Here is an 18,069-nt window from a genome sequence, read left to right as displayed (position 1 = left end):
AAAATTACAGACTGACTTTAGGGAAGTCGATTTCTAAACGAGAAGCCTTACCCAAAATGGTGGTCAACAGCGTCATGCCTACGTGGGTGATGACTTCGACGATATCGGACTCAGAATAACCGACTGCGCGCATTTCCAATAATTCTGCGGTAGTGACTTCACCTTGATGCTCGACCAGAGACTGGGCAAATTTGACTGCGACCGCTGCCTTGGCATCCTTACTCGAACCAGCGCGATTCGCTTCCATTTCTGCATTATCTAAACCGGTGCCGCGTCCTATTGCTGTATGGGCGGAAACACAGTATTCGCAAGAATTTTTCTGAGCAACAGTGAGCGCAATACGTTCGCGGGTTTGTGCATCGAGGCTACCCTCGCTGGCAATGCTATGCAAACCTAAGAAGGCGCGCAGAGCCGAAGGGGAGTTGGCGAAGACTTTTAAAAAATTAGGCACCATACCCAGTTTTGCTTGTATCGCAGCGAGCAATTCTTGTTGTTCCGGGCTGGCAGTGGCGGTGGTGACGAGGTTGATGCGGCTCATGATATTTCCTATCGAAAGATTTAAGTGATGATGCTGATTTGATCGTGTTTTGTATTTGCTGGTTCTACTACGCTGTTGTGTAGGTAGAACTATGAAGCAAGTCGTTCAACATAAGAATCCACTAAATTAGTAATACATTATTCCGTTAAGTGGAATTATCATTGGGTCAGAACGTCAACTCTATCAATGGAAATAGAGCAAGTCACATGAAAAGACCAAGCTTGGGCCTAGGTGGTCCACACTAGACATACTGTAGCGGGATCGTCGAAAAGCAAAGGGAACGGCAGTGAATTAGCCTGCACCAAGGCGATGGGGAATGCGCGTTCTGGCATAGAGGCCATGCTCGCCTTTACTGAGAAAAATTTCAAAGCTGGCTATATGGATAAAGCCAAGTACGAGGCGGGCACCAAGGGCTTGCTTAGTATCTCTGCAAAACTTTCGGTCGCAGAGTGTCAGTCATCGAGCGGGTCTTTGCGAGAATTTTATCAATGCATGTCGAGCGACGGTAGTCAGGTTGATACTGCGGGCAAAGATACAACTACTAATCCAGCACTGTGCAGTGCGCATAGAAACTCACCGGGCGCTAAAGTGAGACATCTCGTTTTCTATTTTGGCGCCCCTTCTTTACGTGTCAGCAAAAATCTTAAGCCTTTTCTTTACGTGTAAAAAAGTGAGTCTAATCGCTGTTTTTTACACATTGATCTCAGCTTACTCTTGAATAGTCAAACAATTAAGCTGGCACGCTAATTGCGGTTACTCCTGCTAAGACAGTGCGTTTCATGTTTGTAGAATTGGGCATTCGCGCTATACCGTGAGTTAGCAGTGTAATCAATGAGGGAGGGTAACATCATGTTCACTTTTTATTGGGAGGACTATTCCTGGCTGATGGCCTTGTTTTGTTTCATCAGCATCTTTCTCTTGTGGTTACGCAGAGAGCCTATGCCGCGTGAGAAAAAACGACCTGCAGCCGATTGGGAGCGCAGTATCATCATGCCGAAAGCGCCCGACGCTATTTTGAACGGATCAGGACCTCTAAGTCGTGAGCCTTCTTTAAGTTTGCAGCACAGCAGCAGACTGCAAGTAAGGAGCTCCACGCGCAATGCTAGCGCTCCGGCGGGAGCCGAGTTTACGGACGATGAGTTGTTTGATTTTGCACCTGCCAGCATAGGCGGTGGAATCGTCGTGGAGCAGACTTCAACGCTGCAACAAGCACAATTTTGGGCTGATTTGGGGATGCCGGGCGAGACCATTGCCATCCTCTCGCCGATTATTGCAGATGACAGTAACCCGGGTAGTTGGCTATTGCTGATGGATGCCTACGTGCGTTGTGGCAAACAGGCTGAATATGAGGATATCAGCGTTAAATTTAGCGCGCAATTTAATGGACAAGTACCTAGCTGGCAGCAGCGCCTGTTGGGCCATACGCAAAAAGGTCTGAACGACTACCCGGAGTTAAGAAAACGTGTCAGTCTAAGGCTAGCGCAAAGCGGCGGCACCGCATGGCTAGCGCAGTTGTTACGGGATGATAGAGATGGTAAGCGCCTGGGTTTTGAATATGCAGTGTATTGCGATTTAGCCAGATTGTACGAGACACTGAAGGCGAATGTTTAAGCGAATATCGAAAATATGAAGGTGGGGCGCTAACTAGTTAATGCCTATGGAAAATCTCAAAACCGGTGGTGTTGAGATTTTTTTATTTTCATAGGCGCTCAATAGTTCAGTTTTTAGCGCGCTTTACATTCCAGTTTTACACGCCACTGCGTATCAAAGAAGCTTTTAAAACTTCAGCCAGGCTTGCAGCACTCTCGGACAGATGAGCTCGGGTTTCCGGTGTATGCGATTTCAGCATGGCCTTACGTAATGCCGTCAGCAATTGCGTAGCCTGCTCACGTTGCAAACTACGCGCATCGGCGGGCGTGCTTGCTGCTGGTTTGATGAGGGTATTGGCAATCCGTTTTAAATGCTCTCGTTGTAAATTGCGGCGTGCAGCACTGATCTCACTGGCATTTGTTAACTCGCTCCAGATCGCCGTTTGTAGCGTGCTATACAGCTCATTGAGTCCCAGCACTCTCTTCGCGTCACGCACTTTTTCGGCCGAGTTGAGCAAGCGCAGCGCCACCACGTCCGACATCAACTGATCAAGCACCATGTTTTGCAGAGTGATAACGCGGGTAAAAATCGAGACCTCATTGCGACTACTCGCCTGGAAGTGATCGCCTCCTAAGCGACTCAGCAACTCCGGCGCAAATACAAAACTCTTGGCCGTGAATAGATTGTCGGAAATTATTTTTAATGCGAGGCGTTGTTGTTCGACTGCGATCGGGGTAAACGTGGCACGTCCACTACCGGCATGATCACGTAAGAAACTAGTGCCGCCTATGTACTTGCTTGCGAGCGGGACGCTGCGGGCAAATTGCGAAAAGCCGTATTCAAAACTGCGTCTGAGTGTTTCGTAACTATCGCCGGTTTTTAGCTGGTTATTTTGCAATTTACTTTGTAATCTATCCCACAATTCGCGCGACAATACCAGACGTTTTTGGAAGTATGCTAAAGGGTCAGAGCCCAGATCGAAGCTGTTTACCTCGGGGTCGGATAATAGACCTGCACCCGAATCTTCATCGGTACCGTAGGATAATGCTGCTTCGGTCGAGCGTGCCGCGATCTTTGCCAGTTCGCCTGCCTCTTGCCCGGGCGGGAACTCTTGATAGGCGTAGGAAATCGCCCAGTAATCGTAAGGACCTAAGGATGACATCAGGTAGTCAGCCTGCGCTTCACCTTTGGCCGAAAGATTAAACGGAATGTAATCCATCACCGAGCCTGCCAATCCATGCAGCTTGGTAAATGCCGGATCTTGTAGCTGCTTTGCGCTATAGATGGTGGACGAGCGGAAATTGTGGCGTAGGCCTAAGGTGTGACCGATCTCGTGCATGATCACATGCTTGATGTAAGCCTGCGCCAACTCTTCGGCTTTTGGCCCCGCCATATCGAGTTCGCCACGCATCTCTAAAAGATCCATTGCGAAACCCATTTCCGTCGCGGCTAGCTGGGTGAAATTGCAATCGAGATTGCTGGTATCTGCAAGGCTAAGCCCACTCGTTTGTGTATGCATATCTTCAGCAACCGAGCGTCGTATTCCGCGTGAAAAAATATCGGCTACGGCGATATCTGCATCCAAAATTTCACCGCTACGTTTATCTACTTTAGTCGGACCAATGGCAAAGCCAAGGTCGGTGCCGACAAACCAGCGTATCGCAGCGTGCCTTGCATCCATCGTATCAAATTGATCTTTATCGCTTTGCTGTTTGACGACGATGGCGTTTTTAAAACCAATCTGCTCAAATGCCTTATTCCACTCGAGTACTCCGGCGCTGATCGCTGCGCGATATTTTTCCGGAATGTTTTGATCTAGCCAATACACGATGGGCTGTTTTGGTTCGGATAAGACGCGCTCGGTTTCGGTTTCTGGTTTTGCGTCGGGCGCGGCTTTTTCTAGACGCCAGCGATTGATGAAGTAGCGTGCCGTACTTGGTGTCAGATCGTCGCTAAAATCGTAGCTAGTACTTACAAAGTGACCTAGCCTATCGTCCGCGACACGCGCCCGCATCGTCTCTGCAGGGAGGGCGGAAAAGCTGTAATAGAAACCGACAAAGAAGCTGCGTGGATCAGGCGTGGTTTGTGGCGGCGTCGGTATCGCGACAGGGCTAGGGAGTAAAGGCGCAGCGGCGATACGCGGCGTAAAAAAATGCGAATTGACGAGTAAGCCGGATAATTTCTCTTCAGCATATACTTTGCTAAAGCTGCTATTGCTTCTGTCATACACGTAGGTCAGACGGTATGCGCTCTCTAACCTTGTTGTATAGCTGGGGATGTCGGAAAACAGTAAAGTGCTGGCATCGATCAAGATCGCTTTCGATTCTGTATGCGGCAAACTAAGTACAGTCGCATTGCCGAGCAAACTATCAGAGAAGCCCTGAGTTACCGCTTGTGCTTGTGGCGTACCTGGGCTTGCATAATACTCAGTATTTTTAGCAATCAATTGCACATGATTGCCTATGCGCTTAAACACCGCCTGATAACTATTTCCCATCTGGCTGCCATACAGACCGCGCTCACCCAGACTGCTAGGGATATTGTAGGAAAAAAAGAAGGGCTGATCGAATTGATCGGGCCGAATTTCTATCCATACCTTTTCGTCTTTTTGATATAGGGTGAAAAACCCCTTAAGTTCTTTGGCATCTTTGATGATCTCTTTGTAGGGTCTCAAAGCGCTGGTGGCTGCGGGTACCAGCACCGGTGGCATGACTACCGTCGGCGCGGGATTTTGCACTGTCACAGTGCTAGCATTGGCTGGTGTTGGCGCTTGTGCCAGCGTCAGGCTGGCGTAGGTGCTGCATAAGGCGATCAGCAATACTTTCAATTGTAAAGCCAGCGGACGCTGCTTAAAATATTGCTGACATTGCGGGTACTTGTATTGCATGTTCACGATCCAGGCTGATGCGGTAAAGGAGACTTTTTGGATGAGGACTCAGGCTCAAGCTCAGATTCAGATTCAGGGCTCGCCGCACAGACAATGCGTCATCGCCATATAGCCTTTAGTACTTTTTTGCAGGTCGGCCAACCAACTCAAGTCTTTTGCCATCGCTGCCGCGGCTTGCGCTGGTACGCCAGACGGCAGCACGGCAAGTTTGAAGTGTTCGCTTAGTACAGAACTCAAGCTGGCACCTACGCCGGCACCTAGAAAGTTCAATACCCGGTCAAATTTGGATGGCTCGCGTTCTATATAGCTGACGCGATAATTGTTGCCGAGTTTGGCTCGTTTGGCGGCCGATGCCAGCGCGTCGGAATAGCTTCCTACTGTATCGATCAGGCCGCGTTGTTTGGCTTGCTCGCCGGTCCAGACTCTACCCTGAGCGACCTCATCGATCTTGGCTTGGGTGGTGTGACGGGCCGCCGCGGCTTTTGTGGTGAAATCGAGATAGATATGATTGATGCCGGTCTGTATTACTTCGCCAAAACGAGGGTTCATAGGGCGCAGAGGGTTAAAGGCATCGCCTAGCCAGGTAGTGGTGGTGCCGCCGGTATGTACGCCGATTTTTTCTATGACTTTGTCAGCAGTCGGGAAGATCGCGAACACGCCGATAGAACCGGTGACGGTGGCGGCGTCGGCAATCACTTCATCCGAGGCCATAGAGATCCAGTAACCGCCCGAAGCTGCCACATTTCCCATAGAGACTACGACAGGTTTACCGGCCTCGCGCGTGAGTTCAAGTTCGCGCCGTATCAACTCTGATCCAAAGGCGCTGCCGCCCGGGGAATCAACCCTCAACACAATTGCTTTGATCTGATCGTCTTCGCGTGCTTTGCGTATCAGGTTGGCGGTGGATAAGCCGCCGATAGAACCGGCCGGCGCCATGCCATCGCTGATTTCTCCGGCCGCAATCACGACACCAACCGCATCGCCAAAAAAGCTAGGTTTTTGTTTGGACAGGTATTCGTCGAAATTAATTTGGCGGAAGCTCTTGCCGTGATCGTCTTTCACGCCTTTTTTCAGCATTAGTTGGCGCAGCTCATCACGCGTTTTTAAGCCATCAACCAGTTTGTTATTGAGTGCAAGTTTAGCGATGTCGCCGCCCGCTGCATTGAGTAACTGCGGCAAATTATCGATACCTGCCATGATGGCACCAGGTTGTAATTTTCGGGCTTTTTCTACCCCATCGGTATAGGTTTTCCACATCGCGTTATACAGGTAACTTTCTGCTTCTGCAGCGGCAGGCGAGGGGGCATTGGCGATATATGGCTCAGCAAAACTCTTATAAGTGCCGACCTTCATCAGATTGATGGTGACGCCCACTTTATCGAGCGCATCGCGATAATAATTGCGATACCGGCCGAAACCGTTGAGCATCACGGTGCCCATAGGATGCACGTACACCTCATCGGCATGCGCGGCTAAAAAATATTGTCGCTGATCATAGTTGGAACCCCAGGCGATCACTTTTTTGCCGCTGGCTTTAAAACGTACTAGCGCGGCGGCGACTTCGCGCAGCATAGGCAAACCTGCGCCTTGCATTTCGTCCAGCAGCAAGACCACGCTGCCGATTTTAGGATCTTTGGCGGCGGCCTCCAATACGTGTAAAACATCACGCAATTGCGTGGTCTTTTTGGCGTCGCCTTTGGCCTCAGCCATCAGTGAGTCACGCAAGCCAAGCGAATTTTGCTCTACCAGTTGCCCTTTTAAATCTAATACCAGCGCAGTTTTTTCTTCTAATTTTTTTCCTGCTCCGGAAAAGAAGCCTATGGCGAGCGCCACCAGTATGGCTAAAAACAGCATATTAAGAATAAACCTGCGTCCCACATCGAGCGTCTTCCAGACGAACAAAAAGGATTTTTTTAGGAACGTAAATGGGGCGAAAGACATGGTGTTTCCTTTACGGATAAATAGGTCGTACTAGTTGTGCTTTACTTCTAATTAAATGAGCCAGGAATTATTCTGGCCAGATACTTTGCAGCAGTTGTGCTAAATGTGCGCCGGCTTTGATTAAGGCGTCTTCTTTAATTTTAAGCATGGTTTTTTCGTATTCTAAGGGCAAAGCGATCGACCAATTGTTGCCGCGTTGGGTCGCTGTGCTTTTACTAAACTGCATGCCGCCAAACGCAGTCTTGGCATCGCCTATTGTTTGGTCGGCCCATAGTTTTGGCCATTGTTCGCTTGAACCTGGCGTTTTAGCGAGCTTACTTGCCTTGAGCTTGAGCACGGTATTCATGCGGCCATGTTTATAGGCCTGCGGCAGTTCATCCCACATGCTGTGAAGATTGCCGCAAGGGCATTGCAGGGCGTTGCCGCCTACGGTATTACTACCCTTGTCGTAGTGAGTGTGGGCAGCATCGGGATTAATGAGTTTTCCTTGATTGCTAAGAAACACCGAACCCACATGCAAGGGTTGATGCAGATCGCCGATCAAGTGCGTCAATACACTTAATGCTTCGCGCTCATCTTGGAACTGGAATGGCTGAACCGGTGGCTTACCCTGCAGGACCGCCACCGCAGCGCCTATCGCATGGACGATGTCGTGCTCATTGGTGCCGACATAGCCAGACTTGTAGTGAGCGTGTTGGATTGCAACGTCGGCGTAGTGATATTGTTTGTGGCAGCTTTCTTCACCTTCAGCCGGATTACAGTTGTTATTGTTTCGGCGCACATAGCTGCTCATGGCGTCTATCCCTTCCTTGGTCTCAAACGGCGCACATTCTGGATATTTTCCGCTTGAGGTGTAAGCAAAATCTTTTTCAGGATTGATGCCTTTGACGCAATCGGCCCATACTGCTACCTGCTCCAAAGTATTTTGCTGCAGTACCTCGGCTATTTTTTGCGAAGCTTTACTACCTGCTAACAGCGAATCGGCGATGGCACCTACGCTGTGATGACCATCCGGCCCCCAGGCAAAACTAGTGACGGGCATGCAGCAGATGGTAAATGCGAGGCTTAACAGATGGCGTTTCATGATTTTCCTATCGTGGCAGGCAATGCCGGTATAAGTCCTAAAAGACAATTCTAATCTGAAACTATGCGTTATGGTTTGATTAGTTGGTTTGCAGGCAATTCATCTGCGCGATTCTGGATTGGTGGAATACTTAGCAAGCATAGACCCGTGTTTTTTTCTTAAGTTCCGGCTCTAAATTCGACTAAACCTCTAATAGCCGTTAGACTAGACGGCTTTTCTCAAATTTTCCTGGCTCGCCCGAAATGAATGCATCAACCGACCACACAGAACCATCCTCAGAGCAGCCTTTAGCCGAGACGCTAGATCCGTCTGAAGCGCAACTGATCCCTAAGCCAGTGAGTAGCGATCTGATTAAGCGTGAAGTCGCGCGTCGCCGCACTTTCGGGATCATTTCACATCCGGATGCGGGTAAAACTACGCTGACAGAAAAACTCCTGATGTTTTCCGGGGCGATACAATTGGCCGGTACCGTTAAGGCGCGTAAGAGTGGGCGTCATGCCACCTCTGACTGGATGGAAATCGAGAAGCAGCGCGGCATTTCTGTGGCCAGCTCGGTGATGCAGTTTGAATATCGCGATCACGTGGTCAATCTTCTCGATACCCCGGGTCACCAGGATTTTTCTGAAGATACCTATCGGGTACTGACGGCGGTCGATTCCGCCTTGATGGTGATCGATGCCGCCAAGGGGGTGGAAGAGCAAACCATTAAATTGCTGAACGTTTGCCGCATGCGCAATACGCCGATTATTACCTTCGTCAACAAGATGGATCGCGAGACGCGCGATCCGCTGGAATTGCTCGATGAGCTGGAATCGGTGCTGAAGATACAGTGTGCGCCGGTCACCTGGCCTATCGGTATGGGTAAAACTTTCCGCGGTGTCTACCACATCCTGAAAGACGAGATCATGTTGTTTGCGGCCGGTAGCGAGCGCGCCGACCAGCAATTTGAAGTACTCAAGGGTATCAATAATCCTCGCCTGGCTGAACTTTTTCCACTGGAAATTGAACAGTTGAAAATGGAAATCGAACTGGTGCAAGGCGCTTCGCATCCGTTTGATCTGGCCGCTTTCCTGGCCGGTACCCAAACACCGGTGTTCTTTGGTTCTGCCATTAATAACTTTGGTGTGCGCGAAATCCTTAATGCCTTGCTTGATTGGGCACCGGCGCCACGCGAACGTGACGCCACCGTGCGCGCGGTCTTGCCGACGGAAGTGCCGTTCTCAGGGTTCGTGTTCAAGATACAAGCAAATATGGATCCGGCGCATCGCGACCGTATCGCGTTTTTGCGGGTCTGTTCCGGCCATTTTGAACGCGGCATGAAGCTCAAGCATTTACGCCTGAATCGTGAGATCAAAGTGTCGTCGGTAGTGGCCTTTATGGCTTCTAGCCGTGAGCAAGTTGAGGAAGCCTATGCCGGCGATATCATCGGTTTGCCGAACCACGGGAATATGCAGATCGGTGACAGTTTTTCTGAAGGCGAATTCTTGCAATTTACCGGCATCCCTTATTTTGCTCCGGATTTTTTCCGTACAGCCCGTATTCTTAATCCAATGAAAACCAAGCAATTGCAAAAAGGTTTGCAGCAATTGGGCGAAGAGGGTGCGGTGCAAGTATTTAAACCCGTCAATAGCGGCGATCTGGTACTGGGCGCGGTTGGTGTATTGCAGTTTGAAGTGGTTGCCAGCCGCCTTAAAAATGAATACGGTGTCGATGCCGTGTTTGAAGGTACTAGTATCAGCAGTGCTCGTTGGGTTACTTGCGAAGACAAGAAGATCATGGCCGATTTTGAACGCTCTAGCGCAGGTCACAATCTGGCGCACGATGCCGCCGGAAATCTAGCCTACCTTGCCAGTTCAGGCGTGAATCTGCGTTTGACGCAAGAGCGCTGGCCTGATGTGGTGTTTCATGCGACCCGTGAACATGCGGCCAAATTAGAATAAAATCGAAGCAAAAGTGCCTCAAGCAGGAGGTGTAATAAGACTGTACCTCCTGCTCAGCCTGCCTGAATCCGCAATATCCACGGGCCTCTCCAGCCTGCTTGCCTGCAACACCCCTATCTATATGCCTGTCCCGAGTGCCTGCCAGGATACCTAATAAACTAGGGCTACTCCGGTCTGTCCGCCTAATCTGTGCTTGATGGCAATCGGCAACTTCGTCTGCAGCCTGGTCGTAAAATACTGTTGCGCCTATGCCTACATCAACCTGGAAATCAGCTGCGTAACTGTATTCAGCGGTATAGTTCAATAATCAAGTGACAAGCTGGTGTGGTTCCTATACGCCGCCTTGCTTAGTCCGTAAAAAACCAAAAATCCCTAGCACCCCATAGAGGAGACAAGCATGGAAATCCCTAGTGTAAAACATCTGGTCAGCGAGCAAGAGTGGGCGTTGCGCGTCGATTTAGCGGCTTGTTACCGTCTGGTCGCAGCGTATGGCTGGAGCGATCTTGTATTTACCCACATCAGCGCACGAGTACCTGGCCCCGAGCACCATTTTCTGATCAATCCTTACGGTTTAATGTTTGATGAAATCACCGCATCGTCCTTAGTGAAAGTCGATCAGCAGTGTAATAAGATGATCGCTTCGCCTTTTCCTGTGAATCCGGCTGGCTTCGTGATTCATAGTGCAGTGCATGAGGCGCGCGAAGATGTGCATTGTGTCTTGCATACGCATACCCGGGCGGGTGTGGCGGTGAGCGCGCAAAAATGCGGCGTATTGCCAATCTCTCAGCAGTCGACATTTGTGCTGGCGTCTCTGGCTTACCATGATTACGAAGGCGTCGCGTTTCGCGAAGACGAAAAACCGCGTCTGCAAGCCGATATGGGACGCGCCAATTTCTTAATGTTGCGTAATCACGGTTTGCTGGTCGCCGGTAAAAGCATAGCCGATGCATTTCTCTCCATGTACACCTTTGAGGCCGCCTGCCAGATACAAGTAGCAGCGCAAGCCGGTGGCGAGTTGACGCTGATAAATCCGCAGATCGTGCAAGGCGTGGCCGAGGCGATGCGGGTGCAGACCGGCGGCATGGGCGGTGCCTTTGTCTGGCCATCGCTAATACGCAAACTAGAGCGCAGCGACGAGAGCTATAAATTATGACTAACGATGGCGACCGCTCCGAGCAGCCCATTTAGAGGACAACATGCAAGTGATCATTATTACCGGTAGTTCAGACGGTATAGGCGCTGAAATGGCGCGTCAATTAGCGAGACAGTACGGCACACAGATTGCGCTGGTGTTAGCGGCACGCAATGAGACCTTACTGCAGCAGGTGGCGGCCGATTGCCGGAGCAGCGGCGCGCAGACTCTGGTGCTAAAAACGGATGTGTCGCTGCAAGCTGAATGTCTTGCATTGATAGCCGCCAGCATACAAAAATTTGGACGGCTCGATGCCTTGATCAATAACGCAGGGCGCTCGGCGCAAGCGTTGTTCGCCGAGGTGGATGATCTGAGTTGGTATGAAGAATTAATGCGGATTAATTTCTGGGGGAGCCTGTGGTGTACCCATGCCGCCTTACCGTATCTGAAAGCGAGTAAGGGCAAGATAGTCGCAGTTTCTTCTCTGGCCGGTTTAATCGGCGTGCCTGGGCGCACCGCGTACAGCGCCAGTAAATTTGCCATGGGCGGATTTTTTGAAAGTCTTAGGGCTGAGCTCGGCGACAGTGGCGTCACCGTTACCGTGGCTTACCCGGGTGTGGTAGCGACCCAGATTCGCTATCGCGGCTACAATGCGGCGGGTCTAGCCGCTGGCAGCAGTGGCTTGAAAGAAGACCATGCCATGTCAGTAGAGCAGTGCGCCAGCCTGATACTGGCGGGTATGCAGCGAGGCAAGCGCGAAGTCGTGATGTCGGTCAAAGGCAAGTTGGGACGTTGGCTGAAACTGCTACTTCCTGCTCTGGTCGATAAAATGGCAATGGCGGCATTAAAGAAAGAAGTGCGGCCAGAATAGCGGTGCCGGGACACGTGGTTAAACAAACGAAAATGGCATAGGCCCAACGCGCAATATCCATGCGCCTGCTGGCGGCATATGCGCGCTAAGCCGCATGGAATATGCGTGTTGAGCCCGTGCCTTGCAGAAAATAAATTAGTCTTGAAAGCGAGGTGCTAAGGCCAAGATGCTCAAGCCAGCTGCCAGCGGTAAGGTGGAGATAAATCCGAGATATTTAAAGCCCGCAGCGCCTAAGATGCCACCAACAAAGAACGCGCAGATCAGCATGCTGTGCAAACGTAGTTTATGACGGTTGGCAAGCACTTCGCTGGTGTGCACTTGTACCGTATCGCGGTTCCAGTAAATCATCTTCCCCAGTTCTATACCCAGATCGGTGACCAGTCCTGTCACATGGGTGGTGCGTATCTCGGCGTTCGATATTTTAGTAATCAGGGCATTTTGTAGACCCATCACATAGCACAGTAATACTGCAGTAAACGAGACTGTGATCACCGCATGCTGCTGTAGATTGCCGCCGACCAGGCCAAACACCAAGAGCAAAATCGCCTCCAGCAATAATACCGGGGTGTAGATATGCCGCATCTGATTACGCTTGGCGTAGTTCACCATCAATGCGGTGCAGGCCGCGCCCCAGGTAAACGCCAAGAGCATAAACAATGCGGCGAACGCCGGTAAAAATCTCCCTAAAATTAAATCGTCGGCCGCACTCGATAGCATGCCCGTCATATGGGAAGTGTATTGACCCACCGCTAAAAAACCTCCGGCATTGAGAGCGCCGGCAATGCCAGCTAAAGCAACGCCCAGATGCAAGTTGGATTGCGGGGTTCTTTTTGGAGAGGAGAGTTTCGCTAAATAGTGAGCGGGCATGGAGCTGAAATTTATCGCGATAGAGGGTACTCAGTGTAAGTGAAGTGGCGGGCATGGCACAAGGGCGCAAATAGACTAAGTTTGAATTTATCTGCGCAACGCTAGAATTAAGTCAGACTTGGTGACAAACGAGGTGCGATGCCATGAGCACGATGTCAAAAATATGGATTCTCATTGAGTTAGGACTTATTCAAAATCGCCCCAGCGAACCGTCGTCGGCGGCGCACCTGGTCGTAGCAATTTTACGTAGGGGATTATTGGCCTGAACTTATTGCAAGCTGGTGTTATTGGATGTCCCCTTAATTGACTTCAAGATAATTCCTTATCCAACGAGATTGCTAGCTGAGTTTTAGGATTGGACGCACAATTTTATGCCAGATAGAAGCTCAAAGCACCTAAGGAAAATTAATACCAGTAAAAATCCACTTTGTTATTTGGTATCAATGTTATTTGTTTGAATTTTCAGTAAAAAACAGCGAATTACTTGAAATTTGAACTAAGTCCAGTTGTATAAAAACACGTTTAATTGATTGTAAATATCGTTTAAATTCAATTGCTTAGATTAATATTGGACTTATTAATGTCAATACCAATGCGAAATACAACAATACCACATGAATACCGCTTGACAGCCACTTTTGAGGCCTCTAAAGTTAGCCCAGTTCGAAGATTTTGATGTGATTCTTTAGTGTGAATTGTGTTGATTTCGAAGAGTAATAAAAGTGGCGGTAAAAAGCCATGCGGCCTTACGGAAGTGGAAATTCGTGACGGTTAAAAGTTAATGCTATTTGAAAGTGGTCGTGTAGATGCAGTTAGATCTGTTTTAGATTTTACAGAATCTAATAATTAAGTAGCATCAAAATGTGTGACTTAATTGCGCGACATCTGATATTGGATTGACTCAAAAGTGGCAGTGCAACGCTTTGTAGGATGCGGTTTGATGAACAGCATTTTTCTCGGCAATAAATAGTTTTATTTAAAAATCTTGGGGGAGTACATGAAAAGTAATTTTAGACTCAATTTAACGCCTATCGCTTCAGCAGTTGCGATCATGGTATTTACTGCATCAGCACAAGCGCAGCAGGCTGCAAACGTCGCACCCGTCACCGTAGTTGAAGTGACCGGTATCCGTGCCGCTTTGCAAACTGCAGTTAACATCAAGCGCAACGCCAATTCGGTGGTTGATGCAGTTTCCGCTGAGGATATCGGTAAATTGCCTGATACCGACGTCGGTGAGGCACTAGGCCGTATCCCCGGCGTTTCTGTTGGTCGTGCATTTGGCCAAGGCGCTTCGGTCTCAGTGCGTGGTTCCGACCCGCAAATGACTTACACCACCCTCAATGGACAAACTGTTGCCTCTACCGGTTGGTATGATCAGCAAGCGCTCGATCGTTCCTTTAATTATTCCTTGCTGCCATCTGAACTGATCGGTGGTATCGACGTGTACAAGTCTTCACAAGCAGATTTGACTGAAGGCGGTATCGGCGGTACTGTCATCGTCAAGACACGCAAGCCGCTGGACATGCCATCAGGTTCTGCCTACGTTGGCGCCAAGTTCGGTAAGGGTAGTGTCAGCGATAAGTTGGACACGGACTTGTCCGGTCTCTTTAGCTGGAAAAATGAAGCGAATACATTTGGTGTATTGGTGGCAGCAGCCGGCGAGAAGGGTGACTACGTCCGTCGTGGCGTTGAGTCTGATAGCCGTTGGTCGGCCGACGTTGCACCAACTACCTTTGTGCAAGAACGTAAGCGCACCGCTTTCAATCTAAATTTGCAAGCACGCCCTATGAAGGGTTTGGACCTTGGATTGAACTACATGAGTTTGCAACTCGATGCTGACAATTCCAACACTAGTCATTACATTTTCCATGATCCAAATTGCACAAGCCGCAATACGGAAGTGACATCTTCCTTTAATCCAAAGGGTGTATGTTTGAGCAGTAGCACCTCGGCAGCAAACGCCACGGATGCCTTCCTTCAGACTTGGGCGCGCCAAGGAAAAATGACGTCTGATACGCTGATGCTCAACGGTACTTACAAAACCGATGGCATGAAGTTGGATGTTGTCGCTGGTACCACCAAGGCGGACGGCGGCACTTCAATGACGACGAACTATTCCTATTCTGGCGGTGCATTGCCGAAGTGGACAGGTGCCATCGATGCAACCGGTAAGCAAATCGTGATCAACCCTACTTCGAATCAGGGCGTGACCTTGGCAAACTTGCCTGCGTCAACTGGTCCAGCCGGCTCTTGGGCAACTTCACGTGGTCCTAACTCGGATAAAGAAGACTACGTGCAGGCTGATTTGACCTTGAATTTAAACTGGGGTGCGGTCTCATCGTTCAAGACAGGATTCCGTGCATCTCAGCATACCTTCCAGAAGGCTACTGATCGTGCGCAGTTTGCGGCAACGACAAAAGGAGCGCCAACTGCAAGTCTGTACAACGGTACTATGGACATGGGTAGTAATGGCTGGGCATCTCCGCGCCCTGATATCGCCGCTATGATGGCCAACACGAATCAAAATGTGACGGGCTGGACTGAAGAGCGCGGTGGCTATGGTCAATTGAAAGAGGACAACAAAGCCATCTACGGTATGTTCAACTTTGAGCAAGATGCACTGCACGGAAATTTCGGTTTGCGTTATATCGGCTCTGATGTAACTGCAGAGGGCTATAAGCTCGATGGCACACCTGTAGGTGCTGGCGATATTGCACAAAATGCTGGTTGGGGTAAAACCAAAACGACAGAAAAGGCGAGCTATCACGATGTATTGCCTAGCTTAAATCTTGCTTACGATCTCGATAAGAATACGATAGTACGTTTTACGGCAGCGCAGGCGATTACTCGTCCGAACTATGAAAACATGTTCATTGCAACACAAAATGGCTTCCAGGACACCGTAGCTGGAAATGAATCTGTCAGCTTCGGTAGCGTCGCTTTGAAACCGATGAAGTCGACTCAGATGGATCTTGGTCTTGAGTACTATTACGGCAAGGGTAGCCTGATTTCGGTAATGTACTTCCACAAGGACATTAGTAATTTCATTACGACTGAAACCAAAATCGATCAAAAAATTGGCGTGGTCAGTCCTGATAGTGGGAAAGACAGCTGGACAGTCAATCGCTATGTGAATGCTGGTGGTGGCAAGATTGATGGTATCGAAGCGCAGGTTAATCACTCGTTTGATAATGGTTTCGGTGTCGTTGCCAACTACACTTTATCTAATGCCACTGCGCCAGCGACCAGCTATCAGGATCAGCTAAATGTTTTCACGCTGTCGTCCAAACACAATGCTAATCTGGTTACTTACTGGGAAAGCCCAACTTACTTCGCACGTGCTGCTTACAATTGGCGCTCGAAGTATATGATTCGCGAAACTGGCTGGTATGGCAATCGCATGCATGATGCTTTCGGTACTTTGGATGTGAGCTTTGGATGGAATATTACTGACAAGATCAAATTGGGCTTTGAAGTGGCCAACTTGCTCAAGCAAGATGATGTTCAGTATGGTGCCGCAGCAGCGAGCACTACAGTCAAGGATCCTTTGAAAGCCGGTTACCCAGCCTGGTCCTTTATTGGTGAATCGACTTACAAACTAACAGTCAGTGCTAAGTTCTAAGTTAGTCTGATGGTACAAAAAAGCCCGGTTTATTCCGGGCTTTTTTTTGATTATTGCACTGAGTCAGATGATGTAAAATCCATGCGCAATTAGAGCGCACGGTTTAGCAAATCATTTTTTTTGCACTCAAAAATCGTAGAAAGTGTTGACGGTTAAGCGCCCGCTGCGTGGATTGCTATCGATACTCAATGCGGGATTGATGCAGGCAGTGTGCAGCAGGCTGCCATGGTAGATCACCAGCCGGTTATATTTGGCCGGTATCACACCGAGCAAACTAAAGTGATGGTTGGAGTCGTCGAAATATTTTTGATCCGGGCGTATCGCATTGATTTCTTCGTAGTAGGTATCGAGATAAAGTTCTCGTGTGACTTCGGTGATCTGTTGTAGTCCGCTGGCATTGTGGCGATAAAAACCAGTGCCGCCATGACGATCGTCGCATAGATACAGTAACACCGCCATATGATGCGGTGTACTTGCATCAAAGTGTGGTGTGCGCTGTAAGGGACCAAGTTCCTCGGTAGGCATGGTAGTTAATGAAAACGCACAGATACTTTTGCGGATATCGAGCTGTTCTGGTACCGCAAAATACGCCTTGATCAAAGGCTCAAGAAAAGTCGTGATGTTGTAAGAGTAGGCGCTGGGTGCCACAGCGCGCACGCCGGGATAGCCCTTTTTTTCAGCGTAGCCTGGATAGGGGCTAAATTCGCTGCGAGCCGCGATCGCCAGCATAGCATCCGGATCTTCCAGGAAATTATCGATGATCAGTGCCTGATGATCGCCTATCGTCACAGTTTGAATTTGCGCTGGCACGCGTATAGAAAATGCAGTCTTCATGTTGTAGTTTTTTTAGCTAAGTATGTGCGCTGTAGTTAGTTCAGTTGCTATCGTTTTGCTTCATTAATGCGTGGATCTAGCTCGGACGATTGAGTGCTAAATAAGATAGAAAATTGGCACAGTATTTTCTATATTATTTTTATTCTTCATTTCAATTTTCCAGGGATAGGGTGTAAGCCTTGGTAAATTTTTACTGTTGCCCATTGGGCCCTGCTTTCTGCCTAAAAGTCTATGCGCTTAGCTAGATTGTATCGCTACGGAAATTTAATGGTAGCATATTTTTAAATGCCACTTAAATACCTGTTGACAGCCACTATGGAAAATTTTACAGTGAGAATACGCACGAAAATATAAAAAATTTCGACGTTTAATCGATCAGTAAGTTGCTTGCGTTTATGCCGCTAATGGCGTTCAGACTCAATTGAAACCGGCTTTGGTCTCGCGGAATAAATTGCAATTTTTTTTGGTATATACGAATACTTGTCTGACTGAGAGTAAATGTATAAGTGGTATTAGGTGAGAGTGTTGCAATGGATTTGAGTGCTCTCGTGTTGTAGATGAATACGCATTAGTAAGTGCAGGAGTTGTTATATGGATTTTTCAGGACGCGAGGCCGAGCCGGGTAAGAAATTTACTGGTATAGGACTTGTTATATTATTTCACGTGGTCTTGGTCTGGGGTTTGATCAATGGCGGCGCAGCAAAAATCAAAGCTGTGATGCAAAAGCCGCTCGAGACCAAAATAGTAGAAGAGGTCAAGCCAC

At 49.1% G+C, this 18,069-nt stretch carries 12 protein-coding genes; 6 read left to right on the top strand and 6 right to left on the bottom strand.

Translation table 11 applies throughout. The annotated features are described in order from the left end of the window. Positions 1 to 4: 4 nt before the first annotated feature. Positions 5 to 538 carry a carboxymuconolactone decarboxylase family protein gene (locus ACO0K8_RS20995; protein ID WP_422948609.1) on the bottom strand — a complete coding sequence of 178 codons (534 nt, stop codon included), beginning with the start codon at positions 536 to 538 and terminating at the stop codon, positions 5 to 7. 231 nt (positions 539 to 769) lie between these two features. On the opposite strand from ACO0K8_RS20995, the gene ACO0K8_RS20990 reads away from it, so the two are divergent. Then, on the top strand, positions 770 to 1,204 hold the full coding sequence (locus ACO0K8_RS20990) for a hypothetical protein (RefSeq protein ID WP_422948608.1): 435 nt from the start codon (positions 770 to 772) through the stop codon (positions 1,202 to 1,204). A 183-nt stretch (positions 1,205 to 1,387) separates the two neighbouring features. Further along, positions 1,388 to 2,149, top strand: coding sequence for a hypothetical protein (locus ACO0K8_RS20985; RefSeq protein ID WP_422948607.1), 762 nt, complete (start codon positions 1,388 to 1,390; stop codon positions 2,147 to 2,149). Between the two features lie 136 nt (positions 2,150 to 2,285). Here ACO0K8_RS20985 and ACO0K8_RS20980 read toward each other — a convergent pair whose 3' ends face one another. The 3 genes from ACO0K8_RS20980 to ACO0K8_RS20970 all read right to left on the bottom strand — a co-directional run bounded on the left by ACO0K8_RS20980 (position 2,286) and on the right by ACO0K8_RS20970 (position 8,040). After that, the gene (locus tag ACO0K8_RS20980) at positions 2,286 to 5,015 is read right to left on the bottom strand and encodes a zinc-dependent metalloprotease (RefSeq protein ID WP_422948606.1); all 2,730 of its coding nucleotides are present in this window, start codon (positions 5,013 to 5,015) and stop codon (positions 2,286 to 2,288) included. A 72-nt stretch (positions 5,016 to 5,087) separates the two neighbouring features. Further along, positions 5,088 to 6,956: a signal peptide peptidase SppA gene (gene sppA / locus ACO0K8_RS20975; RefSeq protein WP_422948605.1), complete on the bottom strand. Its 1,869-nt coding sequence runs from the start codon at positions 6,954 to 6,956 to the stop codon at positions 5,088 to 5,090. A 67-nt stretch (positions 6,957 to 7,023) separates the two neighbouring features. Further along, positions 7,024 to 8,040 carry a S1/P1 nuclease gene (locus ACO0K8_RS20970; protein WP_422948604.1) on the bottom strand — a complete coding sequence of 339 codons (1,017 nt, stop codon included), beginning with the start codon at positions 8,038 to 8,040 and terminating at the stop codon, positions 7,024 to 7,026. 242 nt (positions 8,041 to 8,282) lie between these two features. Between ACO0K8_RS20970 and ACO0K8_RS20965 the strand changes: the two genes are divergently transcribed. The 3 genes from ACO0K8_RS20965 to ACO0K8_RS20955 all read left to right on the top strand — a co-directional run bounded on the left by ACO0K8_RS20965 (position 8,283) and on the right by ACO0K8_RS20955 (position 11,983). Further along, complete coding sequence (locus tag ACO0K8_RS20965) at positions 8,283 to 9,980, top strand: peptide chain release factor 3 (protein WP_422948603.1); 1,698 nt, start codon at positions 8,283 to 8,285, stop codon at positions 9,978 to 9,980. A 397-nt stretch (positions 9,981 to 10,377) separates the two neighbouring features. Then, positions 10,378 to 11,133 carry a class II aldolase/adducin family protein gene (locus ACO0K8_RS20960; protein WP_422948602.1) on the top strand — a complete coding sequence of 252 codons (756 nt, stop codon included), beginning with the start codon at positions 10,378 to 10,380 and terminating at the stop codon, positions 11,131 to 11,133. 43 nt (positions 11,134 to 11,176) lie between these two features. Beyond that, positions 11,177 to 11,983: an SDR family oxidoreductase gene (locus tag ACO0K8_RS20955; RefSeq protein ID WP_422948601.1), complete on the top strand. Its 807-nt coding sequence runs from the start codon at positions 11,177 to 11,179 to the stop codon at positions 11,981 to 11,983. Between the two features lie 135 nt (positions 11,984 to 12,118). Here the strand turns inward: ACO0K8_RS20955 and ACO0K8_RS20950 are convergent, their stop codons facing one another. After that, positions 12,119 to 12,850: a YoaK family protein gene (locus tag ACO0K8_RS20950; protein ID WP_422948600.1), complete on the bottom strand. Its 732-nt coding sequence runs from the start codon at positions 12,848 to 12,850 to the stop codon at positions 12,119 to 12,121. A 997-nt stretch (positions 12,851 to 13,847) separates the two neighbouring features. On the opposite strand from ACO0K8_RS20950, the gene ACO0K8_RS20945 reads away from it, so the two are divergent. Continuing rightward, a complete protein-coding gene (locus tag ACO0K8_RS20945) occupies positions 13,848 to 16,472 on the top strand; it encodes a TonB-dependent receptor (RefSeq protein ID WP_422948599.1) in 2,625 nt (874 codons plus the stop codon). A gap of 126 nt (positions 16,473 to 16,598) precedes the next feature. Here the strand turns inward: ACO0K8_RS20945 and ACO0K8_RS20940 are convergent, their stop codons facing one another. Next, positions 16,599 to 17,306, bottom strand: coding sequence for a DUF6445 family protein (locus ACO0K8_RS20940; protein ID WP_422948598.1), 708 nt, complete (start codon positions 17,304 to 17,306; stop codon positions 16,599 to 16,601). Positions 17,307 to 18,069: the final 763 nt, after the last annotated feature.

It is taken from the genome of Undibacterium sp. Ren11W, from assembly GCF_049340485.1.
GTDB lineage: Bacteria > Pseudomonadota > Gammaproteobacteria > Burkholderiales > Burkholderiaceae_D > Undibacterium.
Note: the sequence above shows the minus strand (reverse complement) of the source record. Positions and strands in the feature narration are given on the sequence as shown.

What these genes read in the sequence shown, in the direction of transcription:
- ACO0K8_RS20995 (WP_422948609.1), bottom strand. Translation starts at nt 538, where the DNA reads ATGAGCCGCATCAACCTCGTCACCACCGCCACTGCCAGCCCGGAACAA.
- ACO0K8_RS20985 (WP_422948607.1), top strand. Translation starts at nt 1,388, where the DNA reads ATGTTCACTTTTTATTGGGAGGACTATTCCTGGCTGATGGCCTTGTTT.
- ACO0K8_RS20980 (WP_422948606.1), bottom strand. Translation starts at nt 5,015, where the DNA reads ATGCAATACAAGTACCCGCAATGTCAGCAATATTTTAAGCAGCGTCCG.
- sppA (WP_422948605.1), bottom strand. Translation starts at nt 6,956, where the DNA reads ATGTCTTTCGCCCCATTTACGTTCCTAAAAAAATCCTTTTTGTTCGTC.
- ACO0K8_RS20970 (WP_422948604.1), bottom strand. Translation starts at nt 8,040, where the DNA reads ATGAAACGCCATCTGTTAAGCCTCGCATTTACCATCTGCTGCATGCCC.
- ACO0K8_RS20965 (WP_422948603.1), top strand. Translation starts at nt 8,283, where the DNA reads ATGAATGCATCAACCGACCACACAGAACCATCCTCAGAGCAGCCTTTA.
- ACO0K8_RS20960 (WP_422948602.1), top strand. Translation starts at nt 10,378, where the DNA reads ATGGAAATCCCTAGTGTAAAACATCTGGTCAGCGAGCAAGAGTGGGCG.
- ACO0K8_RS20955 (WP_422948601.1), top strand. Translation starts at nt 11,177, where the DNA reads ATGCAAGTGATCATTATTACCGGTAGTTCAGACGGTATAGGCGCTGAA.
- ACO0K8_RS20950 (WP_422948600.1), bottom strand. Translation starts at nt 12,850, where the DNA reads ATGCCCGCTCACTATTTAGCGAAACTCTCCTCTCCAAAAAGAACCCCG.
- ACO0K8_RS20945 (WP_422948599.1), top strand. Translation starts at nt 13,848, where the DNA reads ATGAAAAGTAATTTTAGACTCAATTTAACGCCTATCGCTTCAGCAGTT.
- ACO0K8_RS20940 (WP_422948598.1), bottom strand. Translation starts at nt 17,306, where the DNA reads ATGAAGACTGCATTTTCTATACGCGTGCCAGCGCAAATTCAAACTGTG.